This window comes from Kribbella ginsengisoli, from assembly GCF_039537185.1.
Classification (GTDB): domain Bacteria; phylum Actinomycetota; class Actinomycetes; order Propionibacteriales; family Kribbellaceae; genus Kribbella; species Kribbella koreensis.
This window is the reverse complement of sequence record NZ_BAABAA010000008.1, coordinates 186,740-210,676: the sequence shown is the minus strand read 5'-3', so window position 1 is coordinate 210,676 and position 23,937 is coordinate 186,740. Positions and strand designations below refer to the sequence as shown.

General features: G+C 68.1%; 24 protein-coding genes. 11 read left to right on the top strand and 13 right to left on the bottom strand.

The genetic code is table 11. From position 1 onward, the window contains the following. Window positions 1–76: 76 nt before the first annotated feature. Window positions 77–901 (top strand): LLM class flavin-dependent oxidoreductase, encoded by an 825-nt coding sequence (locus ABD768_RS28455; protein ID WP_344845713.1) that lies wholly within the window; start codon window positions 77–79, stop codon window positions 899–901. A gap of 123 nt (window positions 902–1,024) precedes the next feature. On the opposite strand, the gene ABD768_RS28450 is transcribed toward ABD768_RS28455, so the two are convergent. Continuing rightward, entirely contained in the window at window positions 1,025–2,395 is a 1,371-nt protein-coding gene (locus ABD768_RS28450; RefSeq protein ID WP_343969815.1) for a cation:dicarboxylate symporter family transporter, read from the bottom strand. A gap of 153 nt (window positions 2,396–2,548) precedes the next feature. Between ABD768_RS28450 and ABD768_RS28445 the strand changes: the two genes are divergently transcribed. Then, on the top strand, window positions 2,549–3,805 hold the full coding sequence (locus ABD768_RS28445) for a sensor histidine kinase (protein ID WP_343969818.1): 1,257 nt from the start codon (window positions 2,549–2,551) through the stop codon (window positions 3,803–3,805). Next, window positions 3,798–4,475 (top strand): response regulator, encoded by a 678-nt coding sequence (locus ABD768_RS28440; protein WP_343969821.1) that lies wholly within the window; start codon window positions 3,798–3,800, stop codon window positions 4,473–4,475. The genes ABD768_RS28445 and ABD768_RS28440 overlap by 8 nt, the downstream gene beginning before the upstream one ends. Here the strand turns inward: ABD768_RS28440 and ABD768_RS28435 are convergent. Then, window positions 4,472–4,966 carry a heme-binding beta-barrel domain-containing protein gene (locus tag ABD768_RS28435; protein WP_343969824.1) on the bottom strand — a complete coding sequence of 165 codons (495 nt, stop codon included), beginning with the start codon at window positions 4,964–4,966 and terminating at the stop codon, window positions 4,472–4,474. The two genes, ABD768_RS28440 and ABD768_RS28435, sit on opposite strands and share 4 nt — an antisense overlap. Window positions 4,967–5,131: 165 nt before the next feature. On the opposite strand from ABD768_RS28435, the gene ABD768_RS28430 reads away from it, so the two are divergent. Further along, window positions 5,132–5,494, top strand: a complete 363-nt coding sequence (locus ABD768_RS28430) for a DsrE family protein (protein ID WP_343969827.1) — start codon at window positions 5,132–5,134, stop codon at window positions 5,492–5,494. Window positions 5,495–5,623: 129 nt separating this feature from the next. Here the strand turns inward: ABD768_RS28430 and ABD768_RS28425 are convergent, their stop codons facing one another. Further along, on the bottom strand, window positions 5,624–7,075 hold the full coding sequence (locus ABD768_RS28425; RefSeq protein WP_344845709.1) for a coiled-coil domain-containing protein: 1,452 nt from the start codon (window positions 7,073–7,075) through the stop codon (window positions 5,624–5,626). After that, entirely contained in the window at window positions 7,075–7,638 is a 564-nt protein-coding gene (locus tag ABD768_RS28420) for a hypothetical protein (protein WP_343969833.1), read from the bottom strand. The genes ABD768_RS28425 and ABD768_RS28420 overlap by 1 nt, the downstream gene beginning before the upstream one ends. 356 nt (window positions 7,639–7,994) lie before the next feature. On the opposite strand from ABD768_RS28420, the gene ABD768_RS28415 reads away from it, so the two are divergent. Further along, a complete protein-coding gene (locus tag ABD768_RS28415) occupies window positions 7,995–9,188 on the top strand; it encodes a molybdopterin-dependent oxidoreductase (protein ID WP_344845706.1) in 1,194 nt (397 codons plus the stop codon). Continuing rightward, window positions 9,185–9,859: a hypothetical protein gene (locus tag ABD768_RS28410; protein WP_344845704.1), complete on the top strand. Its 675-nt coding sequence runs from the start codon at window positions 9,185–9,187 to the stop codon at window positions 9,857–9,859. Before ABD768_RS28415 ends, ABD768_RS28410 begins: the two co-directional genes overlap by 4 nt. Here the strand turns inward: ABD768_RS28410 and ABD768_RS28405 are convergent. Together ABD768_RS28405 and ABD768_RS28400 are read right to left on the bottom strand one after the other, a co-directional pair. Next, window positions 9,796–10,626 (bottom strand): beta-keto acid cleavage family enzyme, encoded by an 831-nt coding sequence (locus ABD768_RS28405; protein ID WP_344845701.1) that lies wholly within the window; start codon window positions 10,624–10,626, stop codon window positions 9,796–9,798. The genes ABD768_RS28410 and ABD768_RS28405 overlap by 64 nt on opposite strands. 81 nt (window positions 10,627–10,707) lie before the next feature. Beyond that, complete coding sequence (locus ABD768_RS28400; protein WP_344845699.1) at window positions 10,708–11,517, bottom strand: hypothetical protein; 810 nt, start codon at window positions 11,515–11,517, stop codon at window positions 10,708–10,710. A 28-nt stretch (window positions 11,518–11,545) separates the two neighbouring features. On the opposite strand from ABD768_RS28400, the gene dtd reads away from it, so the two are divergent. Then, on the top strand, window positions 11,546–11,971 hold the full coding sequence (dtd, locus tag ABD768_RS28395; protein ID WP_344845696.1) for a D-aminoacyl-tRNA deacylase: 426 nt from the start codon (window positions 11,546–11,548) through the stop codon (window positions 11,969–11,971). 120 nt (window positions 11,972–12,091) lie between these two features. Here the strand turns inward: dtd and ABD768_RS28390 are convergent, their stop codons facing one another. Beyond that, window positions 12,092–13,318 (bottom strand): choice-of-anchor P family protein, encoded by a 1,227-nt coding sequence (locus ABD768_RS28390; protein WP_343969850.1) that lies wholly within the window; start codon window positions 13,316–13,318, stop codon window positions 12,092–12,094. 282 nt (window positions 13,319–13,600) lie between these two features. On the opposite strand from ABD768_RS28390, the gene ABD768_RS28385 reads away from it, so the two are divergent. Further along, the gene (locus ABD768_RS28385; RefSeq protein ID WP_344845692.1) at window positions 13,601–14,359 is read left to right on the top strand and encodes a LamG-like jellyroll fold domain-containing protein; all 759 of its coding nucleotides are present in this window, start codon (window positions 13,601–13,603) and stop codon (window positions 14,357–14,359) included. 64 nt (window positions 14,360–14,423) lie between these two features. Here the strand turns inward: ABD768_RS28385 and ABD768_RS28380 are convergent, their stop codons facing one another. The 6 genes from ABD768_RS28380 to ABD768_RS28355 form a co-directional block, all read right to left on the bottom strand. Next, window positions 14,424–14,720 carry a DUF1416 domain-containing protein gene (locus tag ABD768_RS28380; protein WP_343969856.1) on the bottom strand — a complete coding sequence of 99 codons (297 nt, stop codon included), beginning with the start codon at window positions 14,718–14,720 and terminating at the stop codon, window positions 14,424–14,426. A gap of 1 nt (window position 14,721) precedes the next feature. Then, window positions 14,722–15,570 (bottom strand): sulfurtransferase, encoded by an 849-nt coding sequence (locus ABD768_RS28375; RefSeq protein WP_343969859.1) that lies wholly within the window; start codon window positions 15,568–15,570, stop codon window positions 14,722–14,724. 12 nt (window positions 15,571–15,582) lie between these two features. Then, window positions 15,583–16,038, bottom strand: coding sequence for a DUF4395 domain-containing protein (locus tag ABD768_RS28370; RefSeq protein ID WP_343969862.1), 456 nt, complete (start codon window positions 16,036–16,038; stop codon window positions 15,583–15,585). 276 nt (window positions 16,039–16,314) lie between these two features. Then, window positions 16,315–17,091 (bottom strand): RDD family protein, encoded by a 777-nt coding sequence (locus ABD768_RS28365; protein WP_343969865.1) that lies wholly within the window; start codon window positions 17,089–17,091, stop codon window positions 16,315–16,317. A gap of 43 nt (window positions 17,092–17,134) precedes the next feature. After that, window positions 17,135–17,617: a TlpA family protein disulfide reductase gene (locus ABD768_RS28360; protein ID WP_344845688.1), complete on the bottom strand. Its 483-nt coding sequence runs from the start codon at window positions 17,615–17,617 to the stop codon at window positions 17,135–17,137. A 135-nt stretch (window positions 17,618–17,752) separates the two neighbouring features. Next, window positions 17,753–18,748 carry an OmpA family protein gene (locus tag ABD768_RS28355; protein ID WP_343969870.1) on the bottom strand — a complete coding sequence of 332 codons (996 nt, stop codon included), beginning with the start codon at window positions 18,746–18,748 and terminating at the stop codon, window positions 17,753–17,755. Window positions 18,749–19,267: 519 nt separating this feature from the next. Here ABD768_RS28355 and ABD768_RS28350 point away from each other — a divergent pair. Genes ABD768_RS28350 through ABD768_RS28340 form a run of 3 tightly spaced genes read left to right on the top strand, consistent with a single transcriptional unit; the run spans window position 19,268 to window position 23,885 of the window. After that, complete coding sequence (locus ABD768_RS28350) at window positions 19,268–20,599, top strand: glycosyltransferase (protein ID WP_343969873.1); 1,332 nt, start codon at window positions 19,268–19,270, stop codon at window positions 20,597–20,599. Next, complete coding sequence (locus tag ABD768_RS28345; RefSeq protein ID WP_344845684.1) at window positions 20,596–22,626, top strand: right-handed parallel beta-helix repeat-containing protein; 2,031 nt, start codon at window positions 20,596–20,598, stop codon at window positions 22,624–22,626. Before ABD768_RS28350 ends, ABD768_RS28345 begins: the two co-directional genes overlap by 4 nt. Next, a complete protein-coding gene (locus tag ABD768_RS28340) occupies window positions 22,623–23,885 on the top strand; it encodes a hypothetical protein (protein WP_344845681.1) in 1,263 nt (420 codons plus the stop codon). The genes ABD768_RS28345 and ABD768_RS28340 overlap by 4 nt, the downstream gene beginning before the upstream one ends. The last annotated feature ends 52 nt before the right edge of the window (window positions 23,886–23,937 follow it).

Genomic DNA, 23,937 nt, shown 5'->3' with positions numbered 1-23,937 from the left:
CTGCCTCCCGCGGTGGGATGTGGACAACACCACGTGCCGCGAGGCTGGTAGTACCAAATTCGAGAGGAGCAGGACGATGACGAACAGGGCATTCCGGTTCGGTGTGGTGGGCAGCGCGGACCGCGGCGCCGAGGAGTGGAAGCGGACGGTACGCCGGGCCGCCGGCCTCGGGTACTCGACAGTGCTGATGCCGGACGGCCTGCAGTTGCTGTCACCGTTCCCCACGCTCGCAGTGGCCGCCATGGCCGCCGACATCCGGGTAGGCACCTTCGTAGCCGCCGCACCCCTGCGCCCGCCGCGCTCAGCCGCCTGGGACGCCCACACGCTGTCGGTACTGACCGACGGCCGCTTCGACTTCGGTATCGGCACCGGGCGCCCCCAGGCCGAGCAGCAGGTCAACGAGGTCGGCCTGCCGTGGGGATCGGCCAAGGAGCGCCGGGACCAGGTCCGCGAGACGCTGGACCAGCTGGCGAAGCTCGACGGCGACCAGCACACGCCGATCATGCTCGCGTCGGGTGGACCGCGCTCGCTCGCCCTGGCCGCCGCCCGAGCGGACATCGTCTCCCTGGCCAAGCCCGCGACGGCACCGCGCGAGGAGATGCTGCAGCTCACCCACGAGCTCCGCGAGCTGGCCGGCGAGCGCGCGGACCAGATCGAGCTGGCCATGAACCTCTTCGCCGCCGGTACGACGGAACTGCCCGCCTGGAGCAAGAAGGCGACCGGCCTCGACCCCGCCGACCTCGAGAAGAGCGACTCGCTCATGCTCCTGCGCGGCACCCCGCAGGAGATGGCCGACGAACTCCAGCGCCGGCGGGACGAGTTCGGCGCGTCGTACATCACCATCAACACCGACTACCTTGACGAGCTGGCCCCGGTCGTCGAGATGCTCAACGGCAAGTAGAAAGCACGCTGCCCGCCGACTCCCAGACGGTTGGGAGTCGACGGGCAGCGTTGAGGGGTGGGACAGATGGTCTTGGAGGCCGGACCGCCGGCCGGTCGCAGGGAGGCCGGCGGTCCGGGGTACTTAGTGGGCTGTGGTTGGTGCGGGCTCTACCGCGGCCGGTACGTCACCGGCGTGGGTGTCGCCGGCGGCGAAGGCGACCTCGTCGAACGGGTCCTCGCCGGCGAAGACCTGGCGAGCTTGTTCCTTGTCGAAGCCGCCCGTCCAGTGACCGACCAGGACGGTGGCGACCGCGTTGCCGGCGAAGTTCGTCAGGGCCCGGGCCTCGGACATGAACCGGTCGATACCGACGATCAGGCCGACGCCGTCGACCAGCTCCGGCCGGTGCGACTGCAGACCACCGGCCAGCGTCGCGAGCCCTGCTCCGGTGACACCGGCGGCACCCTTGGAGGCCAGGATCATGAACGCCAGCAGGGAGATCTGCTGACCGATCGAGAACGGCTGGTCCATCGCCTCGGCGATGAACAGCGACGCCATCGTCAGGTAGATCGCGGTGCCGTCCAGGTTGAACGAGTACCCGGTCGGGACGGTGATACCGACGACCGACTTGTCGACGCCGAGATGCTCCATCTTGCCGATCAGCCGCGGCAGCGCGGTCTCCGACGACGAGGTCGAGACGATCAGCAGGAACTCACGGCCCAGGTACTTGAGCAGCTGGAAGATCGACAGCCCGGTGACGACCCGCAGAATCGTGCCGAGGATGACGACCACGAACAGCAGACAGGTGATGTAGAAGGCCAGCATGATCTTCAGCAGGCTGACCAGCGCGGTGCTGCCGGCCGCGCCGACGACCGCCGCGATCGCGCCGAAGGCACCGACCGGCGCCGCCCACATGATCATCGACAGCACCTTGAAGACCAGCCGCTGGATGTGGCCGATGCCGTCCAGGATCGGCTGGCCCTTCGAGCCCATCGCCTGCAGCGCGAAACCGATCAGCAGCGCGACCAGCACGGTCTGCAGGACCTGGCCCTCGGTCAGCGACGAGACGATCGTCTTCGGGATGATGCCGAGCAGGAAGTCGGTGGTGCCTTCGTGCGCGCCGGCGGCCTGCTTCTGGCCCGCGTCGCGCAGCTTGTCGGTCAGGTTCAGGCCGGAACCGGGCTGGACCAGGTTGCCGACGACCAGCCCGATGGCCAGCGCGACCGTCGACATCACCAGGAAGTAGCCGAGCGCGAGACCTCCGACCTTGCCGACGCTGGCGGCCTGGCGGACCGACCCGATGCCGAGCACCAGGGTGCAGAAGATGATCGGGCTGATCATCATCTTGATCAGGTTCACGAACCCGGTGCCGAGCGGTTTCAGCTCGATCGCGAAGTCCGGGAAGATGAAACCGACGCCGATGCCGAGCAGTACGGCGACGATGACGGCGATGTAGAGGAAGTGGGTCCGGTCGTTGCGAACCGGAGTCGGTCGGGGTGCGGTGGGGCTCGCCATGGGGGACTCCTGATTTGCCGGGCGGGCGGGTTCTGAGTAACTGTGACGTGACGCACAAGCCAACTGCGCATTTCGTTCATATCGTTCGCGACCGAATCACCTCGCCAGGCGCGCGGCATGCCAGTTGGGGCAGTGGTGTGGAGAATGGCGGCTATGAGAGACCGCCCGTGGGAGCTGCGCCGCCAGGTGTTCTGGCTGCAGACGGCCACGGTCTCGGTGATGATCGTGCTGGTCTGGATCGTGCTGCTCGCGCACTCCCGGACCCAGGCGGACCGGGACGCCGCCGCGGCCGGGATCGCGCCGACCGGCTGGGGTGACCTGATCCAGCTGGAGCTGCGCTCGATGCTCGGCGTCGCCAGCCTGCTGCTCGGCGTCGCGGTGGCCGGCAACGCGCTGGTCAGCTGGCGGGTCCGGCACACCACCCGCGGGATGGGCACGCAGGCGCTGGCCTGGATGCTCGACTTCTACGAGGGCGTACTCCGGGCAGCGCGCGAAGGCCTGATCCTGGTCGACTCGCACGGCCACGTCCAGCTGATCAACGACGAGGCCCGGCGGCTGCTCGCCCTGCGCAACGTCCCACCCGGTACGACGGTTGACGACCTTCACCTTCCGGCGACGCTCTCGGGTCTCTTGCGCGCCGGCAGGACGGCGTACGACGAACTGCACCTCGGCGCGCTCGGCGTCGTCGTGGTCAACCAGCAACCCGCCCGCTCCGGCCGGATCGTCACGCTGCGGGATCACACCCAACTGCAAGCCCTGCTTGGCGAACTGGACGCTGTCCGCAGCCTGGCCGAGTCGCTGCAGGCGCAGAACCATGAGGCCTCCAACCGCTTGCACACCGTCGTCAGCCTGATCGAGATCGGCCGGCCGGAGCGCGCACGGGAGTTCGCCGTCTCCGAGCTGCAGCTCGCCCAGGCGATGACCGATCGCGTCGTCGGCACGGTCGGCGACCCGGTGCTCGCGTCGCTGCTGCTCGCCAAACTCGCCCAGGCGCAGGAGCGCGGTGTGCTGCTCACGCTCGAGCTCGGCTCGGAGGCACTGCACACGAAGCTCCCCGCCCAGGACATCGTCACCGTCGTCGGCAACCTGCTCGACAACGCGGTCGAGGCAGCGCGCGGCGGTACTGCGCCGCGACGGGTCGAGCTGAAAGCATCGACGAGCGCTGAGTACATCGACCTCGCGGTGACGAACACCGGTGCCGAGTTGGGGGCGGCCGAGTTGGCGCGGATGTTCGACCGGGGCTGGACGACGAAGGCCGAGCCGGGGCACGGGTTGGGGCTGGTGCTGGTTCGCAGTACCGTCGAGCGCTGGCAGGGGACGTTGATGGTGGATCCGGATTCCGAGCTGGACGACGTACCGGCGTTAACCGTCCGGGTGCGGTTGCCTCGGTTACGGGGCACTGATGCCTGATCTGCGCGTGTTGGTGGTCGAGGACGATCCGGTAGCTGCCGAGGCGCATCGGGTGTATGTGGATCGGCTGCCGGGGTTCGTCTGCGTCGGTCTCGCCGGTACTGCGGCGCGCGCCCTGCATGTGCTGAGCCACGAGCAGGTCGATCTCGTGCTGCTCGACATGAACCTGCCGGATGGGCACGGGCTGGACGTAGTACGGCGAATGCGTGCTGCTGGCAACCAAACCGATGTGGTTGCCGTGACGGCTGCTCGCGAAGTGGCCGCGGTACAGGCTGCTGCTCGGATCGGGGTCGTGCAGTATGTGTTGAAGCCGTTTGCCTTTGAAACGTTGAGGGATCGACTCAGCGCCTATGCGCGGCAGAGGCGTGCCGCGGAGTCGGGTCAGGTTGTCGCGGATCAGGATGAGGTCGACCGGTTGTTGCATCCAGCAACCAGTTCGTCAGTTCCCAAGGGCTTGGCGGGGTCTGTACTTGACCGCGTGGTGACGCTGCTCGGCGACCGCGAAGGCTGGACCGCCGAGGAGGTCGCGGCCTCGATCGGTACGTCCCGGATCACCGCCCGACGCTATCTGGAGCACCTGGCCGACCAGGGCCAGGCGTTGCGAACCCAACGCTATGACGGCCGGAGCGGACGGCCGAAGGTTGAGTACTCCTGGGTGTCCGAGAGCTAGACGCGGACGAGCGTTGCCCAGAGGTGGGGCTGCAGCGGGAGGCCTTCGGCGGCCATGTCGTACGCCCAGAGGAGCTCGCCCTTGACCAGGCCGTAGAGGCGGTGGCCGGCGTTGACCTCTTTGGCCGTGACGGTGCGGGCGATCACGTCGGTGCGCATCTCGATCTTGGCGCCGTCGATCTCGCCGTACCAGACCTCGGCGAAGCCGGTCGGGTGGGCCATCACGACCTCGAGCTTGCCGTCCGGCTTCGGCCGCCAGAACCCGGTCTCCATCGCCAGCGGACGCTCGCGCTTGCCGTCCTCGCCGACCACGAAGGTCTGGCTGACGTAGTGCAGGAACGGCTTGCCGTTGTGGCTGAAGTCGATCTGCTGGCCGAACTCGAACTTCTCGATCGTCGGGTAGTCACCGTGACCGCGGCCCTCCCACCGGCCGAGCAGCCAGGCGAGCGGCATCAGGTCGGGGTGCAGGTCCTGCGGGATCTCGAACGCCATCTCGCGCCTCAGTTCGCCGCGCGGCCGCGGTACAGCCGGTAGACGACGAACGCCGAGAACCAGCCCATGAACACGGTGACGAGCACCAGCAGGGTCGTGAAGATGACGTGTAGCACGATTGTCAGTCTAGGGGATGGCGGCAGCGGTCTGAGCTACGGTGGCGTGATGTCCCGCACGCTGGTGATCAAGCTGACCGCAGGCGCCGAAGAACCCGAGCGCGCCAACCAGGCCCTGACCGTCGCAGCCACGGCCGTCGCCTCAGGCGCCCAAGTCTCTCTCTGGCTCACCGGAGAGGCCGTCTGGTTCGCCGTCCCCGGCCGAGCCGAAGCCTTCGACCTCCCACACGCCGCCCCCGCCGCCGACCTACTGGCCGCCGTCCTCTCCGGCGGTCAGCTCACGGTCTGCACCCAATGCGCCAAACGCCGAGACCTCACCGAGGCCGACCTACTCCCCAACACCCGCATAGCCGGCGCCCCCGCCTTCACCGAAGAAATCCTCACCGACAACACCCAAGCAATCGTCTACTAGCTCCCGTACGCCGGTAAGCGCCGACACCGCTGCCCAGCCAGCACGCAAGGGCGGCCGGTCCCAAGGCGCGGGGACAGCTCGCGTGGCCGGTAGGCCGGGGGCGGCTCGCCCGCCGGCCGCTCTGGCTGACTACTCGCCTACGCCGGGGCCGTCGCGGCGGCTGCCCTTGTCGGCGCGGAGTTCGGCTGCGCGAGCACCCGGGTTCTTGCCGCCTGCACCAACCTCTACGGGCTCTCCGGTGCGGGGGCGGGTCGCCTCGGCGGCGTCGGCTTGCCCACCTTGGAGTCCTCGCAGCTTGTCCATCTCTTCCTGCGACATCCCCGGCCGACCGTTCTGCTCGCCCTGGCCACCCTGCCCGTTCTGCTCCGAGCGCGCCTGCTCCAGCGTGGTCTCGACGTAATCCGGCCCGCGCTGCTCGTTCTGCGCCTCCTGATCTGCCGCCGCAGCCTGATCTCCGCCGGTCTTCAGCCCCGGCTGAGGCCCAGCCTCCCCCTGCTGAACCTGCTCCTCCCGCCGCTCCCGCTCAGTCCCGTCCTGCTCAACCCCAGGCTGCTGCGCGTCCTCACCGATCACCGCAGGCGCCGCACCGTCCTCATCGAGGATCCGCTCGTCCCGCTCCTGCTCCTGCTCCTGGACCTGCTCCTGCTGGGCATCCTCGCCGATGACTGCGGGCGCGGCACCGTCCTCATCAAGCAAACGGTCATCCTGAGCGACCTCCGGCTCAGCCTGCCGGGCCTCGCGCTCAGCCTCCGTCTCACCGATCACCTCAGGCGCGGCACCGTCCTCATCAAGCAAACGGTCATCCTGAGCGACCTCCGGCTCAGCCTGCCGGGCCTCGCGCTCAGCCTCGGTCTCACCGATCACCTCAGGCGCCGCACCGTCGTCATTCAGCGCCTCGGCTTCCTGCTGGTCTTCGAGCTCCTGCTCGCGACGCTCTTCCTGCAGCTCCTCAGCGACCTCCTCGGCAACGACCGCAGTGGCTCCAGCCGCAGCGGCCGCCGGCACGACATCGCCGCCGCGTGCCTCTTCCGTCTCGCGCTGTTCCGCGTTCCGCTCCTGCTCGCGCTCTCGCGCCTGCTCGGCGTCGCGCTCAGCCCGCTGCTCCTCACGCTGCTCGACCGCGTCGACCTCCCCGTTCTGGTCGCGATCGACGACGTTCCGGTCGAAGTCCTCCGCCTCCCGCTCGCGATCCTCCCGATCGTCGAGCCCGTTCCCGTCGACGTCGCGCCCCTCCTCCACCTCACGCTGGATGTCCTCCGGCGTCAGGTTCGGGTCGCGGTCCATCCGGTCCCGCTGCGCCTGCTGCCAGCGCGCCTGCTCCTCGACCATCTGCGTCCGCTGGTCGTCCGGCAACCGATCCAGCTCGTTCGCGAACTCAGGATTGTTCCGCCGCTCGTTCTGCAGGTCCTCGATCAGCGAACGCAGCTCCTGCTCCCGCATCGCCGCGAGCGCCCGCTCCTGCGCCCGCGCCTGCTGCAGCCGCTGCGACAGACTCGGACTGCGCTTGCGCAGATGCTTGGCGGCGATCTTCCGGAACACCTGGTAGACATCGCGGAGCATCTCTTCTTCGATCGACGCCATCAGGCCACCTCGCTCGCATAGACGGAGTACCCGAAGCCGGCGCTGGTCCCCGCCGGGTCGGCCTGGGGCTGGGTCGCGTACAGGTGCATCTCGGCGCCTGGCCGCAGCCAGACTGCCAGATGGCGGCGCCGGTCACGCCATTCCAGCGGAATCCGCGGATCGGTCCCCGGCCCGACGAAGACCGGCTGCCCCCAGTGCCGCCGGGCCAGTTCGAGCTGGTCGGGCCACCGGTCGTCGAGGCCGTCCTCAGCCGCGCGGACCTCATCAGCACCGATCTCGTACGCCGACCAGCCACCGCGCGGGCTGTCCGGCAGTACCGCATCGGGCAGCACCAGCATCACGGTCCGGCGCGGAGTCACCAGACCCCAGGTATAGCGGTTCGGGTCGATGTTGCCCGGAGCCCAAGGGCGCCATCCGGTAGCGGCGGTGACGCGCGACACCAGCGTGCGGATCGCGTCCAGCCCGGTCTCCGGCGGTCCCCAGACGCGCTTCCAGTCGGACACCTCCGCAAGATCGGCCAGAGCGCGCTCGTCATCGTCCGACGACCGCTGCTGCGTCCTCACCTGTCCCGCTCCCTTCGCTCGAACCTGCCCAGCCTAAAGCGATGAGGTGCCATCCCGCTCGGACGCAACCCCAAACCTGTGGATACCGGCCCCGCACGAGGTGTTGATCCGCGCACGAGCAGAGCGCCGGGCACGCACATGTCGTGCTCCGAGTGCTCACTCAAGCGGTGTAGCCCCGTCCGACCGCGACTTATGCATGCATGGCGGTCCGGGGCGGAGGCGGCGGGAGGAGCGTGGGGGAACGCGGTCGAGCGTTCGCGAGCCGTAAGCGGCGGTACGGCGTACCGGGCGGGCGTTCGCGAGCAGTAACCGGAGGCGGGCGCCGGGTGGGCGAATTCTGCGCTCTGATGAGAAGCATGAAGTTGCCGCAGCCACCGACCGAGGAATCGTTCCCGTCGCCGTTGCACCATCCGCGCACGGCCACCGTGCTCGGGCGCTGGCTCGGGGTCGCGATCACGATCTGCTTCCTGACCGGTCTGTTCAGCCATTTCCAGCAGGCGACGCCGGGCTGGCTCGTCATCCCCAGCCGGCCGGCTTCGCTGTACCGCGTGACGCAGGGCCTGCACGTGCTCAGCGGAATCGTCTCCGTCCCGCTGCTGCTGGCGAAGCTCTGGACGGTCTACCCGAAGCTGTTCGCCAAGCTCCCCTGGCCGCCGAGCCGCAAAGCACTCGGTACGGTCCTCGAACGCGGCTCGATCCTCGTCCTCGTGTCGGCGCTGGCGCTGGAACTCTTCATCGGCTTCCTCAACACGCTCCAGTGGTACCCGTGGCCGTTCCCCTTCAAGGAAACGCACTACGCCCTGGCATGGATCATCATCGGCGCCCTGCTCGTCCACCTAGCCGTCAAACTCCCCCTCATCCTCGCGAACTGGCGCCGCACCCCAGCCGACCGCACGCCGCTACCCCACGACCCCGCCCGTACGCCGGTACCGCCGGCCGACTCGTTGCCGCCGGCAATCACCGGCCTGACCCGCCGCGGCCTCTTCCGTACCGTCGCCGGCGCCGCCTCCCTCGTCGGCATCGCCTCGATCGGCCAATCGGTCCCCGCTTTCGGCCCGATCGCCGTCCTCTCCCCCCGCAAACCCAACATCGGCCCCCAAGGCCTCCCGGTCAACCGAACCGCCGAAGCCGCCGGCGTACAACCCGTCGACGCCACCTGGCGCTTCACCATCAAAGCCCCAACCCCTCTCTCCTACTCCCTGGCCGAACTCCAAGCCCTCCCCCAATCCCACTCAGCCCTCCCGATCGCCTGCGTAGAAGGCTGGAGCCAAGGCGCCCACTGGGAAGGCATCCGCATCCGAGACCTCCTGTCCCTCTGCGACGCCCCACCCAACTCCCACCTCAGAGTCATCTCCATGGAGAAGGGCGGCTTCTACGCCACCACCGAACTCCCACCCAACTTCACCCAAGACCCCCTGACCCTCCTGGCCCTACGTCTGAACGGCGCCCCCTTGGCCCTGGACCACGGCTACCCCGCCCGAATCATCGCCCCCAACCGCCCCGGCGTCCTCCAAACCAAATGGGTCCACCGCCTGGAGGTGCTCCAGTGACAGAAGACAACCAACCAACCACCGACCCGACGGCAACCCCACAACGCACCTCCCCCGAAGCCAGCGCAGCTGCGCCCCCGCTGCCAGTCGAAGGCGAAGCCGCTCCGGGCGACACCCCAGCAGACACCAGCCCGGACGACGCCCTGGCGACAGGCGGCCCGCATCGCACGCCACCCAGCACCACCGAGGCCGGCGCCGCCTCCTCAGCTGCCGCGCGCGTAGCGCGCGGCTTGCTCGGTGCGGCGGGTGTCGGGTTGGGGCTCTGGGGGTTGCGACTGTTGTTGCATGCCGTCAGCACCAATGCGTTGGTGCGTTTGCCGTTGTGGCTCGGCGGTGCGGTTGTCGCCGACGACTTCTTCCTGGTGCCCATCACGGTCGGCGCCGGGTGGTTGCTGGCCCGATGGTCGATGGGGCCTGGGAGGCATCGGATCGTGGGGGTTGTGCGCGCGACGTTGCTGTATGTCGCAGTGACGACGGTGATCGCGATTCCCTTGTTGATCAGGCAAGGGAAAGGGGTCAATCCGACGGTGTTGCCGCGGGACTACCTCAGGGACTGGCTGTTGCTAGAAGCAACCATTGTCGCCGCGGGCGTGGTGATCGCAGTGATTCAGGGGCGGGGCTTGATGTTCAGGAGGTCGCGGGCCTCGTCGGGCGACATCGGCGGGCGTTGAGCCAGCGCCGCGATGGTGGCGGCGCGCTCGACCAGTTCGGCGTTGTGGGTGACCGGCTGGCCCTTGGCGAGCGTGAGCGTGTCTTCCATGCCGACCCTGAGGTGGCCGCCCTTCGACAGCGCGGCCAGCGCGACCGGCAGCGTCGTACGGCCGACGCCGGTGGCCGACCAGGACGTGACGCCCGCCGGGAGACCGTTGACTGCGGCAACCAGTGCGTCCGTGGTACCGGGCATTCCACCCGGGACGCCCATCACCAGGTCACAGTGCACCTTGCCGCCATACGGCAGCCCGTACTTGTCCAGCAGCCGTCCCAGCGCCGCCACCTGTCCGAGGTCGAACAGCTCGAACTCCGGTACCACCTCGCGCTCCTGCGTGAGCTGGTACAGCTCCGTGACGAACGGCCACGGGTTCATGAAGACGTCGTCGCCGAAGTTGACCGTCCCCATCGTCAGCGAACACGAGTCCGGCGCCGCGTCGAGCACCCGCAGCCGGTGGTCGAACGGGTCCGTCACGGCACCACCGGTTGACAACTGAACGATCAGCGCCGTGTTCTCCCGGACCGCGGTCACCGTCTCGGTCAGCCGCCCCAGATCCAGCGTCGGCCGGTGCTCGGAGTCGCGGATGTGGATGTGGATCATCGCGGCCCCCGCCGCCTCACACCGCTTGGCCGTCTCAACCAGCTCATCAAGCGTGGTCGGCAGCGCCGGGCAGTCCGCCTTGGCGGTCTCGGCACCAGTGGGAGCAACGGTGATCAACGTCGACGTCATGAACGAATCGTGCCAGATCCCGGCCCCAGACGGGATATTCCCCCGTACCGCACCCCGAAAACCGGACATTCTCCCGCCATCTCACCCCCGGCGACGCTGCCTGCCGACCAGCCACGCACCCCCGCAGAGCACCGCCAACCCACCACAGATCCCACTAACGAGCCGATCCTGTGCGACATCGTCGGCCGCCCGCTTGGCCGCCCCAGCCGGCCGAACCCGATGCGGATCCGCCACCGGATACTCGACCTCCACCTGCTGCCCAGGACGCGGTACGTCGGAATCCAGGTCGAGATCGTCGGCCAGCACCTCCCCGGTGATCAGCTCGTCGCCCACCGGATACCGCGTCACCAGGTGCCGCTTGCCGAACCCGTGCGGCCCATCGTCGTACCGGAGCACCTCCCCGGCGACAACCACCTTCTCCCCGCCGTACTTGCGCTCCTGCACCGCCGTCACCGTCGACCCGACCAGCAGAAAGCCGACCATCAGCAGAAAGAACCCGGCCAGGCTCAACGGCACCAACGGATCCTGCCCCCGACGCCGCCAGTGCGTGTCCCCCGCATCGGCAGCATGCCGCGCATGGCTCACACCGTCATCGAGCCCAGCAACCACCATCGGCGACCGGCCGGCGATCCACAGCACCACATACAGCAGCAGGCTGTAGACCAGCCAGCCCAGCAGAACGAGCAGCCCACCAAGGGCCCAGCTGAAGAACCCGTCCCCGACCGAGCTGCCTGCGACGACAGCGACGAGCGCACCGACACCGCCACTCAACGCCGCGAAGGCAGCCATCGCCGCGATCGCCGCAATGGGTACGACGCCGCCACCCGCCTCGCCGAGGACGTACAGGCGACAGGGGCCGACGAGGAACACCCATCGCAGCAGGCGGCGCATGAGTTGAGCGTGACAGAGAATTGGGGGCATGAGAGCAGTAGTGCAGCGAGTCAGCCAGGCATCGGTCAGCATCGAGGGCGAGGTGGTCGGCGCGATCGACCAGCCCGGACTGCTGGTCCTGCTCGGCGTCACCCACGACGACACCCCCGAGAAGGCCGCCGCGCTGGCCGCGAAGATCTGGACCCTGCGGATCCTGCACGACGAGCGCTCCTGCGCCGACGAGCAGGCGCCGATCCTCGCCATCAGCCAGTTCACCCTGTACGCCGATACGCGCAAGGGCCGCCGCCCGTCGTGGAGCGCGGCCGCACCCGGTCCCGTCTCGGAACCCTTGTACGACTCGTTCTGCGCCGCCCTGGAGGCCCTCGGCGCCAAGGTCGAGCGCGGCCGTTTCGGCGCCGACATGCAGGTGGCGCTGGTCAACGACGGCCCGGTCACCCTGATCCTCGACGCCTGACCCCGGGACAAGACAGAACCCCCGGCCGGATCTCGAGGATCCGGACCCGGGGGTCCTGATGGAGCTACCTGGCTGAATCGGTGAGGTTCGGCTCAGCGAGGTGGTGATGTGGTGGCTGGATCAGCCGATCACACCGGCGGCCGAGTGGCCGAGGACAACCTTGGTGTTCAAGCTGTAGACGTCGATCACCAGGGCGTTGACGGACACGTACCGGCTCTGACGCACGACCTGGTTGAAGGTCAGCTTGGCGACACCGGGGATGTCCAGGACTGCGTTCGGGCCGGTCGCGACCTGGTAGGTCTTGTTGCCGACCTGGATCGAGGCGACGCTCGAGGAGGAGTGGATGCCGACCTTGCCGTCCTTGGTCTTCCAGGCGGAAGCCGACGACTCGATCGCACCGACCCGCAGGCTGCCGACGCGGACGCCGGCGATGTGCGAGGTGAAGTTGACGGCCGACTTCTCGGCGCCCATGTAACCGTTCTTCGTGGTGTAGATGGCACCCACGGAGGCGACCTTCGGGATCTCGATCCCGGCGATCGAGTTCTTGATCGTCTTTCCTTCCGTGCCCTGGCAGGTGGCCTGGTAGGAGGTCTTGCCCGACTTGACCAGCTTGTCGACCTGCACGGTCGAGCCGTACGCGTCACCCATCACCATCGCCGTGGCCGGCTTGGTGATCTCGGCGCGGGTCTTCAGGACCGCGACGTCGACACCCTCGGGGATGTACTTGTTCTTCACGTTCGCGTGCAGCACGACGGCCTGCGCGTACGAGTAGATGCCGGCGCTGGTCTTCACGCCGCCCACGCGGTTCAGCACGATGTAGCCCAGGCCCGGGATGGCGACCTTGAAGTTCGGGCTCGGCTTCACCAGCGACGGAACCACGACGCCGGCGATCTTCACCGCGGCGAAGGTGGTGTTGCCCGTGTAGGACAGCTGGCCGTTCTTGTAGACCGACGTGGTGGTGGTCTTGGCGCCGACCAGGTGCAGCAGGTTGCCGACCTTGATGTCGGCGGCGGTCGCGTTGCTGGTCACGCCGTTGCCCTTGGCGTCGTTGAACGCGTGGGTGTCGGTGGTGACGGTCTGCGCGATCGCCTGGTTGTTCACGTTCGCGGTGGCGAGATCGTTGCGGTCTTTCGCGCTCGAGTCCGTGGTGCAGCTGAACTGCGCGACGACGTTCGGGCCGTGCTGGACGATGCCGGCCTCGATGCCGGTACCGAACGAGTAACCGCTGTAGCCAAACACCGGCGCGGCGGACGCCGAACCCGAGGTCAGCGCGATCGTCGAAGCTACGCCGACAACCGCCGCAACTCCGACGGCAGCGAGCTTCTTGTATCCGATGCGGGGTCTCATGACCCCTCCTCCCTGAGTGATGACGTGACCCTAGTGAGCGGGCCAGGACACAGACACAACTCAACCGGTTGCGGTAGGTAACGAAAACTTCGCCGTCGAGATCAAACCGTTACCTGATCACCCACCCCGTGAGAATCGAGATCTTGCGCGTAACCCCACGCCATGAGATCCACGCCACCCCAACTCCCTGATATTGCAGCTAGTTGCAGCTCCACACCGCAGCCAGAGCCCGTCCCCATTGCTAGCGTCCGGAAGATCCGACAACAGCAACGAGGGGGAACCATGTTGCGAACAAAAGCATTGGTGGGGCTGGCCGCACTCGGCCTGGTGACGGCGCTGGCCACGCCCGCACTGGGCGCGGGTGGACAGAATCTGAAGTGGACGTTCAACAGCGCCGGCAGCCCCGTCACCACGGTGGCCGACGACACCGGCAAGATGCACACCGGCACGGTGACCACGGCGAACGGCGGCCAGATCACGACGCTGACTCCAGGCCGCGACGGCGTCGGCCAGGCTGTCCAGTTCCCTGCGCTCTGCGTCGGCGCGAGCTGCCCGAAGGCGATGATCACCACGCCGAGCCAGCCGGATCTCAACCCTGGAACGGGAAAGTTCAGCTATGGAGCCTGGGTCAAGCTGACCACCGCCCAGCTGTCCACCACCACGGGCTCGAACCTGGTCCAGAAGGGCCTGTCCGACTCTTCCCAGTGGAAGTTGCAGATCGACCCGCACAACGGTGTGCTCGGGCTGCCGAGCTGCGTGGTCCGGCGGGCCGGCGGGACCGAGTCGAAGCTTGTCCGATCGGACATCTCCGTTGCCGATGGCAACTGGCACAAACTGGTCTGCCAGCGGACCGACACCGGCTATCTGCAGATCTACGTCGACAACAACTTCCGTCAGCAGGTGCCGCTGCCGGCCCCGGCGTACGACATCGCGCCGGCAGGTCAGGTGACGGTCGGCGCCAAGAACCTCGGCGCCGACAACGACCAGTACTACGGCCAACTCGACGACGTCTTTTACAACGACTATCTCGCCTACCCGTAGCCAGACGAGCCGAAGGGCCCGTCGCGCAAGCAAACGGGCCCTTCGGGGTCAGCAAAATAGCAGGTCAGACGGCGACGGCGACCTCGGCCACCTCGCCGTACTGGGCAACCACCTGGCGGTCGACCGGGTCGGCCTTGGGGGCCAGCGTCCGGAGGGTCCAGGTGCCGGGGGCCGCGAAGAAGCGGAAGTGCCCGGTGGCTGAGGTCGGGACCTCGGCCGTGAACTCACCAGTTGCGTCCAGCAACCGCACGTAGGCGCCGCCGACCGGCTCCTCGCCGCGCAGTACCTGGCCCTGGATCACGGCTTCCTTGTCCACGTCGACGCCCTTGAGGTCAAGGCCGCCCTTCTTCGCTCCGCACATGTCAGGCCTTCCCTGGCTCGTCGCCGAGCGCGACCGGTACGCCGACCAGCGAACCCCACTCGGTCCACGAACCGTCGTAGTTCTTGACGTTCTCCTGGCCGAGGATCTCGTGCAGCACGAACCAGCTGTGCGCCGAGCGCTCGCCGATCCGGCAGTACGCGATGGTGTCCTTGCCGAAGTCCACGCCGGCGTCGGCGTACAGGGTCTTCAGCTCCTCGTCGACGCGGAAGGTGCCGTCGTCGTTGGCGGTCTTGCTCCACGGGATGCTGACCGCGGTCGGGATGTGGCCCGCACGCTGGGCCTGCTCCTGCGGCAGGTGGGCCGGGGCGAGCAGCCGGCCGGCGTACTCGTCGGGGCTGCGCACGTCGACCAGGTTCTTGACGCCGATGGCGTCCTTGACCTCGTCGCGGAAGGCGCGGATCTCCAGGTTCGGCTCCTTCGCCTGGTACTCCGTGGCCTCGCGCTTGACGACCTCGTCGGTCAGCTCGCGGCTGTCCAGCTCCCAGCGCTTGCGGCCACCGTCGAGCAGCCGGACGTCACCGTGGCCGTAGAGCTTGAAGTACCAGTACGCGTAGGCCGCGAACCAGTTGTTGTTGCCGCCGTAGAGCACGACGGTGTCGTCGTTCTTGACGCCCCGCTCGGACAGCAGCGCGGAGAACTGCTCCTGGTTGACGAAGTCGCGGCGGACCTGGTCCTGGAGGTCGTCCTTCCAGTCCAGCTTGATCGCACCGGCGATGTGGCCGCCGTCGTACGCCGAAACGTCCTCGTCGACCTCGATGAGGACGACGTTCGCGTCACTCTTGTGCTCCTCGACCCAGTCGGCCGAGACGAGAGCGGATTCCCTGCTCATTGAATGCTGCTCCTAAGTGGTAGTAGCGGTGGATGGCGTACGAATGCGGTGGATCAGCAAGTAGGCCTCGCAGCCGAGGCAGAGCCCGACGGCGGCGTTGACGAACGCGGCGACCAGGGCGAACCCGGTGGCGACCACGCCCAGCACCTCGACGCCGGCGAAGTAGCCGATCAGGCCGAGGACGGCGAAGACCAGCCCGACCAGTTGGGCGAACCGCGGCGGCGCCGCGTCCTCCAGTTCCTCGGGCGGCCCGATCCTGGGCCGGACGAGCCGCTTGAACAGCTGCCCGTACGGCGACGCCTGGACTCCCCAGACGACCGAGATCGCGAACACGACCGCCTGCACCACGAGTGGCCAGGGGTTGTTCAGGATCAGGGTCAGCGCCAGCACGGCCGTGGTCAGCCCGGCGGCGAACCGGAGTCCGCGCGGGTCGACCTGGGGCTGTTGTTGTGCCGCCGGAGTGGACATGACGACTCCCGGAGAAGGAGGTGGTTCGAGCCGGACCCGCCCGGGGCTGCGGGAGGCGACGTACTGGGAACCGTGCTCAGCTACCGGTTCCGGAGCGCTCGGGACGCCGCCTGGTCAGTGGGTACGACACAGGGACGAGCGCATGCGGCAGTTGTCCACTGCCCTGCGCTTGGTCAGCCATGTCGTGTACTCCACGCCTCCGAGAGTACGGAAACGATCCGTGACCGCCAGCAATGGTCCCATCTGGTGAGACAACTGATCACATGTTGATCAGACTCACCGGCGCTGCTGCGGCCCGACCACCACGTTGGTATCCGCGATCTTGTCGTGCAACGCCTGCTTCTTGTCGTCCCAGAGCGGGAAGAGCACGTCGACCAGGCTCAGGCAGCCGCAGATGAAGCCGAACACGCTGGTGCTGGCCCAGCGCTTGAGCACGGTCATCCCGGGCGGCGGACCGGGGACCGCGCGCAGCCGCACGCTGAGCCCCAGCGCCTTCTTGCCAGGTGTGGCGCCGGTGCGGGTCAGGAAGAAATAGGAGTAGGCGAGCTCGACCAGCAGGCCGAGGATCGAGGCCGGGATGACCCACTGATAGATCTCCACCGGCAGTTCGAAGGTCGGCGTCGTCCCCGCGGCCGGCGTCGCGAACAGGTCGCTGTCGTTGATCGCCTGGATGTAGCGGTAGTAGAAGTAGCCGGTGAACGGCAGGCTGATCACGAACACGATGATCGAGTCGATGATCCGCGCGGCCACCCGCTTCCACCAGCCGGCGAGCTCCTGACCGTCCGGCGTCGACGGCACCCGCGGCCCGTAGCCGAACCCCTGCTGGGCATGGCCCTGCGGTCCGTACCCCTGCCGTCCCATCCCCGGCTGCCCGAGCCCAGGCCCGAAGCCCTGCTGGCCGGTCTCTTCTCCCGAAGCGGGCTGGCCGAACTGGCCCTGGTACGGCGGCGGTCCCTCACGGGGCCGGCGGTAGTCCGTCCAGAACCCGCCGTCCCAGTACCGCTGCTGGGTCGGGTCCTGCGGATCGTCGTACCAGCCGGCCGGGAAGCTCATCGCCAAAGCATCACGTACTGCTGGGCCAAGCCGCCAATTGGGGCTAGTGGCTCGCGGCGTCCACTGCGGTGCCGAGGGCTGCGATCACGTCCGCCTTGCGGGGCTGGCCGCTGGCGCGGGTGACGACCGCGCCGGTCGCGTCGAGCACCAGCACGGTCGGCGTGCGCATGATGTCGAGCCGGCGGACCAGCTCGAGGTGCGACTCCGCGTCCAGCTCGACGTGCTTCACGCCGGGGACCATCGCCTCGACCTCGACGAGCGTCCGCCGGGTGGCCCGGCACGGCGCGCAGAAGGCCGACGAGAACTGGAGCATGGTGGCCCGGTCGCCGAGCCCGGTCCCGAGGTCCGTGGCCGAGACCCGGTCCGCTGGGTCCGCTGCCGAGGTCGTGTCGTCCACTGCTTCCTTCTCACCTGCCACCCGGACCGCGCGAGTGCCGCGGAACCGGCCGTCGAACCGGGACTTCAGCACGCTCAGTACGACGCCGAGGCCGACGGCGCTGACCAGCACGATGATCCCGGGGCTCATGACAATCCAGACTACGTCGGTCCTGATTACGCTCAACCAGTCGTTCAGCCAGTGGACCGAACCGGACTGAAAAGAACTATTCCAAACTATGTTTCAAACGAGTGTTGCACACCCTAGGTAATTGTCAGGTAAGCCTTACCTGGAGGCCACCGTGATGACCACTCGGCGGTTTTTCTGCCGATTGGCGTCCGAGGTGTTCGGAACCGCCGGAGCGGTCTCCCCGAAACCTTTGGTGGTGATCCGCGCGGCGGCGAAGTGCTCGGTCCTGATCAGGTACTGCGCGACCGCCTGCGCGCGCCGCTCGGACAGTCGCAGCCCGTACGTCGCGTCGCCGCGGTCGTCGGTGTGCCCCTCGACCCGCAGCTTCGCGTCCGGATGTTCTCCCTTGATCTTCACCGCGATCGCATGCAGCGCCTTGGCCGCATCCGGACGGATCGTGGCCTTGTCGGTGTCGAACAGAACGTCACCGGGAGCGACGTAGGAGACCTTGCCCTCGCCGGTGAAGACGTCGACCTTCTCCTGGCCGGGCAGTTTGCGGGATTCGAGCCGGGCCGGATCGACATCCACATCGGGCAGCCTGACCTCGGGCACCTTCACGGTCTGGATCCGCAGGTCGGGGACGGACCCCTCGCCCTTCACGAACCCGCCCGGCCGGGCGGCCCCGTTCCGGGACACCCCACGCCGTACGACGCCCTTGCGGGTCACCGTGGGCAGCACGCCCTTGTTCTCGACCTGGCAGATCTGCGGCGACGTCACGGCCGGTACCGCCTTGCCGGCCACGGTCACCCCGGGGAACTCCTGCTGACTCCCGGCCAGCACGCTGCCTGGAATCGTCACCGGCGGGATCGTCGCGCCGGTGATCTTGACCGCGCCGAGGCAGCCGCCGGGAGCGTCGTACTGGATCACGCAGCCCGCGTCGATGAGCTGCGCCGGGACCGTGAAACCCTCGACCGCGGTCTTCTGGGTGCCGTTGTCGTCGTAGGTCAGCGGGGCGACGACCACCTCGGGCACAGTGACCGCCGGCAACTTCCGGACGGTCCGGCCGGCGCCTGGGGCGCACTCCGGATCAGCGGCGGGCGTCGGTGCCGGACTCGTCGTCGACGGCGTGCCGGGGGTCGGCGGAGCGCTCACCGAGGGCGGTCCGGACGGCGGGACCGAGCCCGCCGAGGACGGCTTTTCGGAGTCACTGCACGCGGCCGCGGAGGTCGCCGTCGCAATCGCGAGTAAACAACAAGTCACCAGCCGTGACGTATTCCGCATTGGCCAAGTCTTGCACGCGGCCGGAACCGGCGGAAATGCCACCGGGACATATGTTACCCAGCGATTAATCTTTCGTGAACGATCCCGAAGTCGGCGGCGCCGGCCGATGCCGGCGACTAGTTTCAAAACTGGCCGCACCGCGTTGACGATCTCGGCGGTGGCGACTACTTTCGACGGAGGCCGCGAACAGGTTGGTTACTGTCCGCAGTCGCCCGCAGGACGGCCGACGTGAGGCTCGGCCGAGGTGTCACCCGACCCTGGGGTGGGGTGCAGGGTGAAATTCGACCGCTTCGCGCGGTGGGGGGATTAAGGATGATTGTGCCGACTACGCCCATGAGCCGAATGAGTCTGGCTGACGTCTGGGACCGCATTACACATTTCTCATTGTCGATGGACGATCTTTCGCAATGGCGGAATCTGGTCCCGTTGGCAGCCGCCGGAATTGTGGTGTGGCTGCTTTGGCTTTACCGCTTCTTTCTGTCCCGGCTGGCCAGACCGATCGAGAACGATTTCACCACCACCACGTCGGTGGTGGTTCCTTCTTTCCATGAGGATCCCGATATCCTGATGCGCTGCCTGGAGACCTGGCGGCACCAGAATCCGGACGAGATCATCATCGTGCTGGACGTCGCGGACACCGAGGCCTACGAGCGCCTGGTCGCGCTCGACGACCCGCGGATCAACCCGATCCTGTTCAAGCACGCCGGCAAGCGGTCCGCGCTGGGCGTCGGGATCCGCGCCGCCAACTACGACGTGCTGCTGCTGGTCGACTCCGACACCAGCTGGGAGCCCGGCCTGCTGAAGGCCGTGCAGCGCCCGTTCATCGACCCCGAGGTCGGCGCGGTCAGCACCCAGCAGAACGTGCACGAGCGCACCACCAGCGTCTGGCGCCGGGTCGCCAACTGGCTGGTCAACCTCCGGTACTACGACTACGTCCCCGCAATGGGCGCGGCCGGCGCGGTCGCCTGCGTCTCGGGTCGCACCGGCGCGTACCGGCGCAGCGTCGTGCTGCCGGTGCTGGAGAACCTGGAGAACGAGTTCTTCCTCGGCCGGCGCTGCATCGCCGGCGACGACGGCCGGCTCACCTGGCTGGTCCTCGCGTCGGGCTACAAGACCGTGCACCAGTCGTCGGCCAAGGCCCTGTCGATGTTCCCGGCCACCTTCCGCGCCTTCGCCAAGCAGCGGATCCGCTGGAGCCGCAACTCGTACCGCTGCTACCTGACCGCGGTCTACAAGGGCTGGCTGTGGCGGGTGCCGCTGGTGACCAAGGTGACCGTGCTGCAGATCCTGCTGACCCCGGTCACGATGGGCATCACCATCGGCTACATGGTCTTCAGCCGGCTGGACTGGACCTGGCAGAGCTTCACCCTGGCCGCGGTCTGGATGACGATCGCCCGCGGCATCCGCGGTTTCTCCCACCTACGCAGACATCCGGGCGAGATCGTCCTGCTGCCACTGATCGCCGTCACCGTCATCCTGATCGCGCTGCCGATCAAGCTGTACGCGTTCGTGACGATGAACAAGCAGGGCTGGCTGACCCGGTCCGAGGACACGATCGGCGGCGAGGGCCAGGACGCGGCCTCGCTGATCCGGCAGAACCAGAACACCGCCGGCACGAGCCAGCTGCAGCCGGCCCTCAACAACGAGGCGAACCGGCCCAAGCACGCGTCCGCTGAGCTGAACCACCACAACGGCGAACTGCAGACGGAGCCGGCCTCATGACCGAGCCGAAGAAGAAGAGCCGCAAGGGCCTGCGGGCCGTTGCCGTGGTCGGGGTGCTCGGCATCGCCGGGTTCGTCCTGCTGCAGACCACCGCGTCCGGCTCTCCCAACGCGTCGCCGACGCCGAAGCCCAGCGCGACCACCCCGAAGCCGCAGCCGCCGGACGCCACCCAGCCGACGACGCCGGGTGAGTCCAAGGACGAGAAGACGATCGACCGGCTGCCCTACCCGGGTGACCCGGAGGCCGAAGCGGCGTACGTCGCCGACGAGGACCGCCGGCTGGTCGAGGTGCGCACGGTCGACTCGCTGGCCCGGTGGAGCAAGACCTCACTCAATTCGCCGTACCGGATCGCGACCGGATCGGCGTACACGCTGGTCCTGACGCCGCGCCGTGAGGTGTACACGATCAAGGACCTGCTCGGGCTCGCCCCGCAGACCTTCATCCGGCAGCCCGACGGCGGCTACCTGCTGTCCGAGCACGTGGTGATCCAGAACGGCGCGACGCTGAACCTGGCCTCGTCCGGTGGTCTGACGCTGCGACTGGCCAGCGACGACAAGGGGTTCGTCTCGATCGTCAACTACGGCGGCGTGCTGAACGTCCAGGGCGTCAACGGCCGCCCGGTACGGATCTCCAGCTGGAACCGCGACACCGACGGCCCGGACACCCTCACCAACGACGGCCGCGCCTACATCCGCTCGCTCGGCGGCCAGGTCCGCTTCCGGTACGCCGAACTGTCCGACCTCGGCTTCTGGAGCGGCCGGACCGGCGGCCTGTCGCTGACCGGCACCGACCGGCCGAACAGCGGCTCGCTGGACAAGCTCGGCGAGACGATGCGGGTCGGCAAGCGCGCGGCCAAGGAACGCCAGGCCGAGAAGGACGCCGGCAAGGGCAAGACCACCAGCACCACCGACGGGCTCAACGGCGCGGGCAAGAACAGCCTCAGCCAGGTGCTGCCGGCCGGCAAGCTGCCGCTGCCCGAGGTGGACATCGCGGACCCGGAGTACAGCTACGTGTCCGCGCTGATCCAGAACACCACGATCAAGCGGAACGCGTTCGGCCTGTTCGCGGCCAGCGCCAACGGTCTCGACATCCGCGACAGCCACTTCGACGACAGCCTGGTCGACGGCATCGTGATGCACCGCTACGTGACCAACGCGGTGATCGACTCGAGCACCGCCGACGGCAACGCCGGTGACGGCTTCGTGCTGTCGCGGGCGACGACCGGCATCGTGCTGTCCGAGATCGAGGCCAGCCGCAACCACCGCAACGGCCTGACCATGTCGGGTCTGCCGCTGGCCGACGGCCCGAGCGCGACCGGCTCCAGCCTGGGCAGCTACGGCAACAACACCGTGTCCAACAGCAAGCTGATCGACAACGCCCGGTACGGCGTCGAGGTGATCGGCGGCACCAACATCGGCGTCAACGCCAACGACCTGCAGGGCAACGACATGGGCGTCGTGGTCCGGGGCGGCGCCGAGGACGTCTCGGTGGTCGGCAACCGGGTCACCGAGCCGATCCGCCAGGGCATCGCGATCCGCGACGGCGTCACCAAGTCCGTTGTCACCGGCAACATCATCAGCGGCGGCAACACCAGCGTGTACCTGCGCGACTCGGCCGCCACGGTGCAGCGCAACACGATGTCGGACGCCGACTCGCACGCGATCTCGCTGGTCGGCTCGGTCAGCCAGACCAAGGTCACCGAGAACACCATCAGCGGCCGCGGCCCGAGCGCGATCGACACCAAACGGGCCGCCGACGTCAACATGCACCGCTGGAAGAACGACGAGGACAACTGGCACGACACCACGCCGTTCGTGGTCACCCTGAAGCGGTTCCTGCAGCCGCTGACCGCGATGTGGATCTTCCTCGCCGCGCTGCTGATCTTCACCGCCGCCCGGGGCTCGCGCCGGATCCGGCAGGTCGTCCACCCGTACGCCGACAAGCGCCCGGTGACCGACGGAAGGACCCTGCCGGCCGGCACGGTCCCGGTCGCCGGCGACAACAACAACCACTTGGGAGCCAGATGACCCGGCTGAGCCGGCTGCTCGAACTGACCAGGCTGAACAAGCTGTCCCGGCGTGAGCTGATCATCGCCGGCAGTGCGGCCGGGGCAGTCCTGCTGGTCGGTGGCGGCATCGTGGCCGCCGCCTGGCCGGACGACCACACATCAGCCCCCTTGCCGACCGTCGGGCCGTCGATCCCGGTGGTACCGCCGGAGCCGAGCATCCCGGACATCACCGACGAGCCGAGCGACCCGGCGAGCAGCACCCCCACGACGGAGCCGACCGAGAGCGAATCTCCGGACGAGGGCGACGGCAACAGCAAGAAGAAGCCGGAGGACGCGCCGGTGATCGCCAACGCGGCGGCCGCAGGCCAAGGACCGCTGCCGAACTCGTCGCCGGTCACCTGCCCCGAGGCCACCGTCACGGTGCAGGACACGAAGAGCCTCGAAGAAGCCCTGTCGAAGGCCGCCCCCGGGACCAGCATCGCTCTCGAGGACGGCACGTACACCGGGAAGTTCGTCGCCCAGGCCTCCGGTACCGCGGCGCAGCCGATCTGGCTGTGCGGCGGAGCGGGCGCGGTACTGGACGGCGACGGCATCAAGGGCGGATACGTCTTCCACCTGAACAAGGCCAAGTACTGGCGGCTGGTGGGGTTCACCGTCACGAACGGTCAGAAGGGTGTGATGGCCGATACCACCGTCGGCTCGGTCGTGCAGGGTCTGACCGTGCACGACATCGGTGACGAGGCGATCCACCTGCGCGCCGACAGCACGGACAACGTCGTCCTGAACAACACCATCTCCAAGACGGGTCAGCGCCGGGACAAGTTCGGCGAAGGGGTCTACATCGGCTCCGCGGTCTCCAACTGGTGCACGACGAACAACTGCCGGCCGGACCGCAGTGACCGCAACGTGGTCAAGGGCAACAAGATGTCGCAGACCACCGCGGAGGCGGTCGACATCAAGGAAGGCACCACCGGGGGGCTGGTCGAGGGCAACACCTTCGACGGCTCGGCGCTGACGGGCGGCGACTCCTGGGTGGACGTCAAGGGCAACAACTGGCTGATCAAGGGCAACAGTGGGACGAAGTCGCCGCTGGACGGCTTCCAGACCCACCAGATCCTGAAGGGCTGGGGAGACCACAACCTGTTCACCGGCAACATCGCCACTGTCGACGGACCCGGCCTGGCCTTCGCGCTGCGCCAGCCCGCCGGAAATATCGTTGCCTGTGACAACAAGTTCACCGCGGCCGGCGAGGGCCTCAGCAACATTCCCTGCAAATGACCCGCCGGCACCACCTGATCGTCCGCCCGGCCACAAGCCGGACGGACAGCTT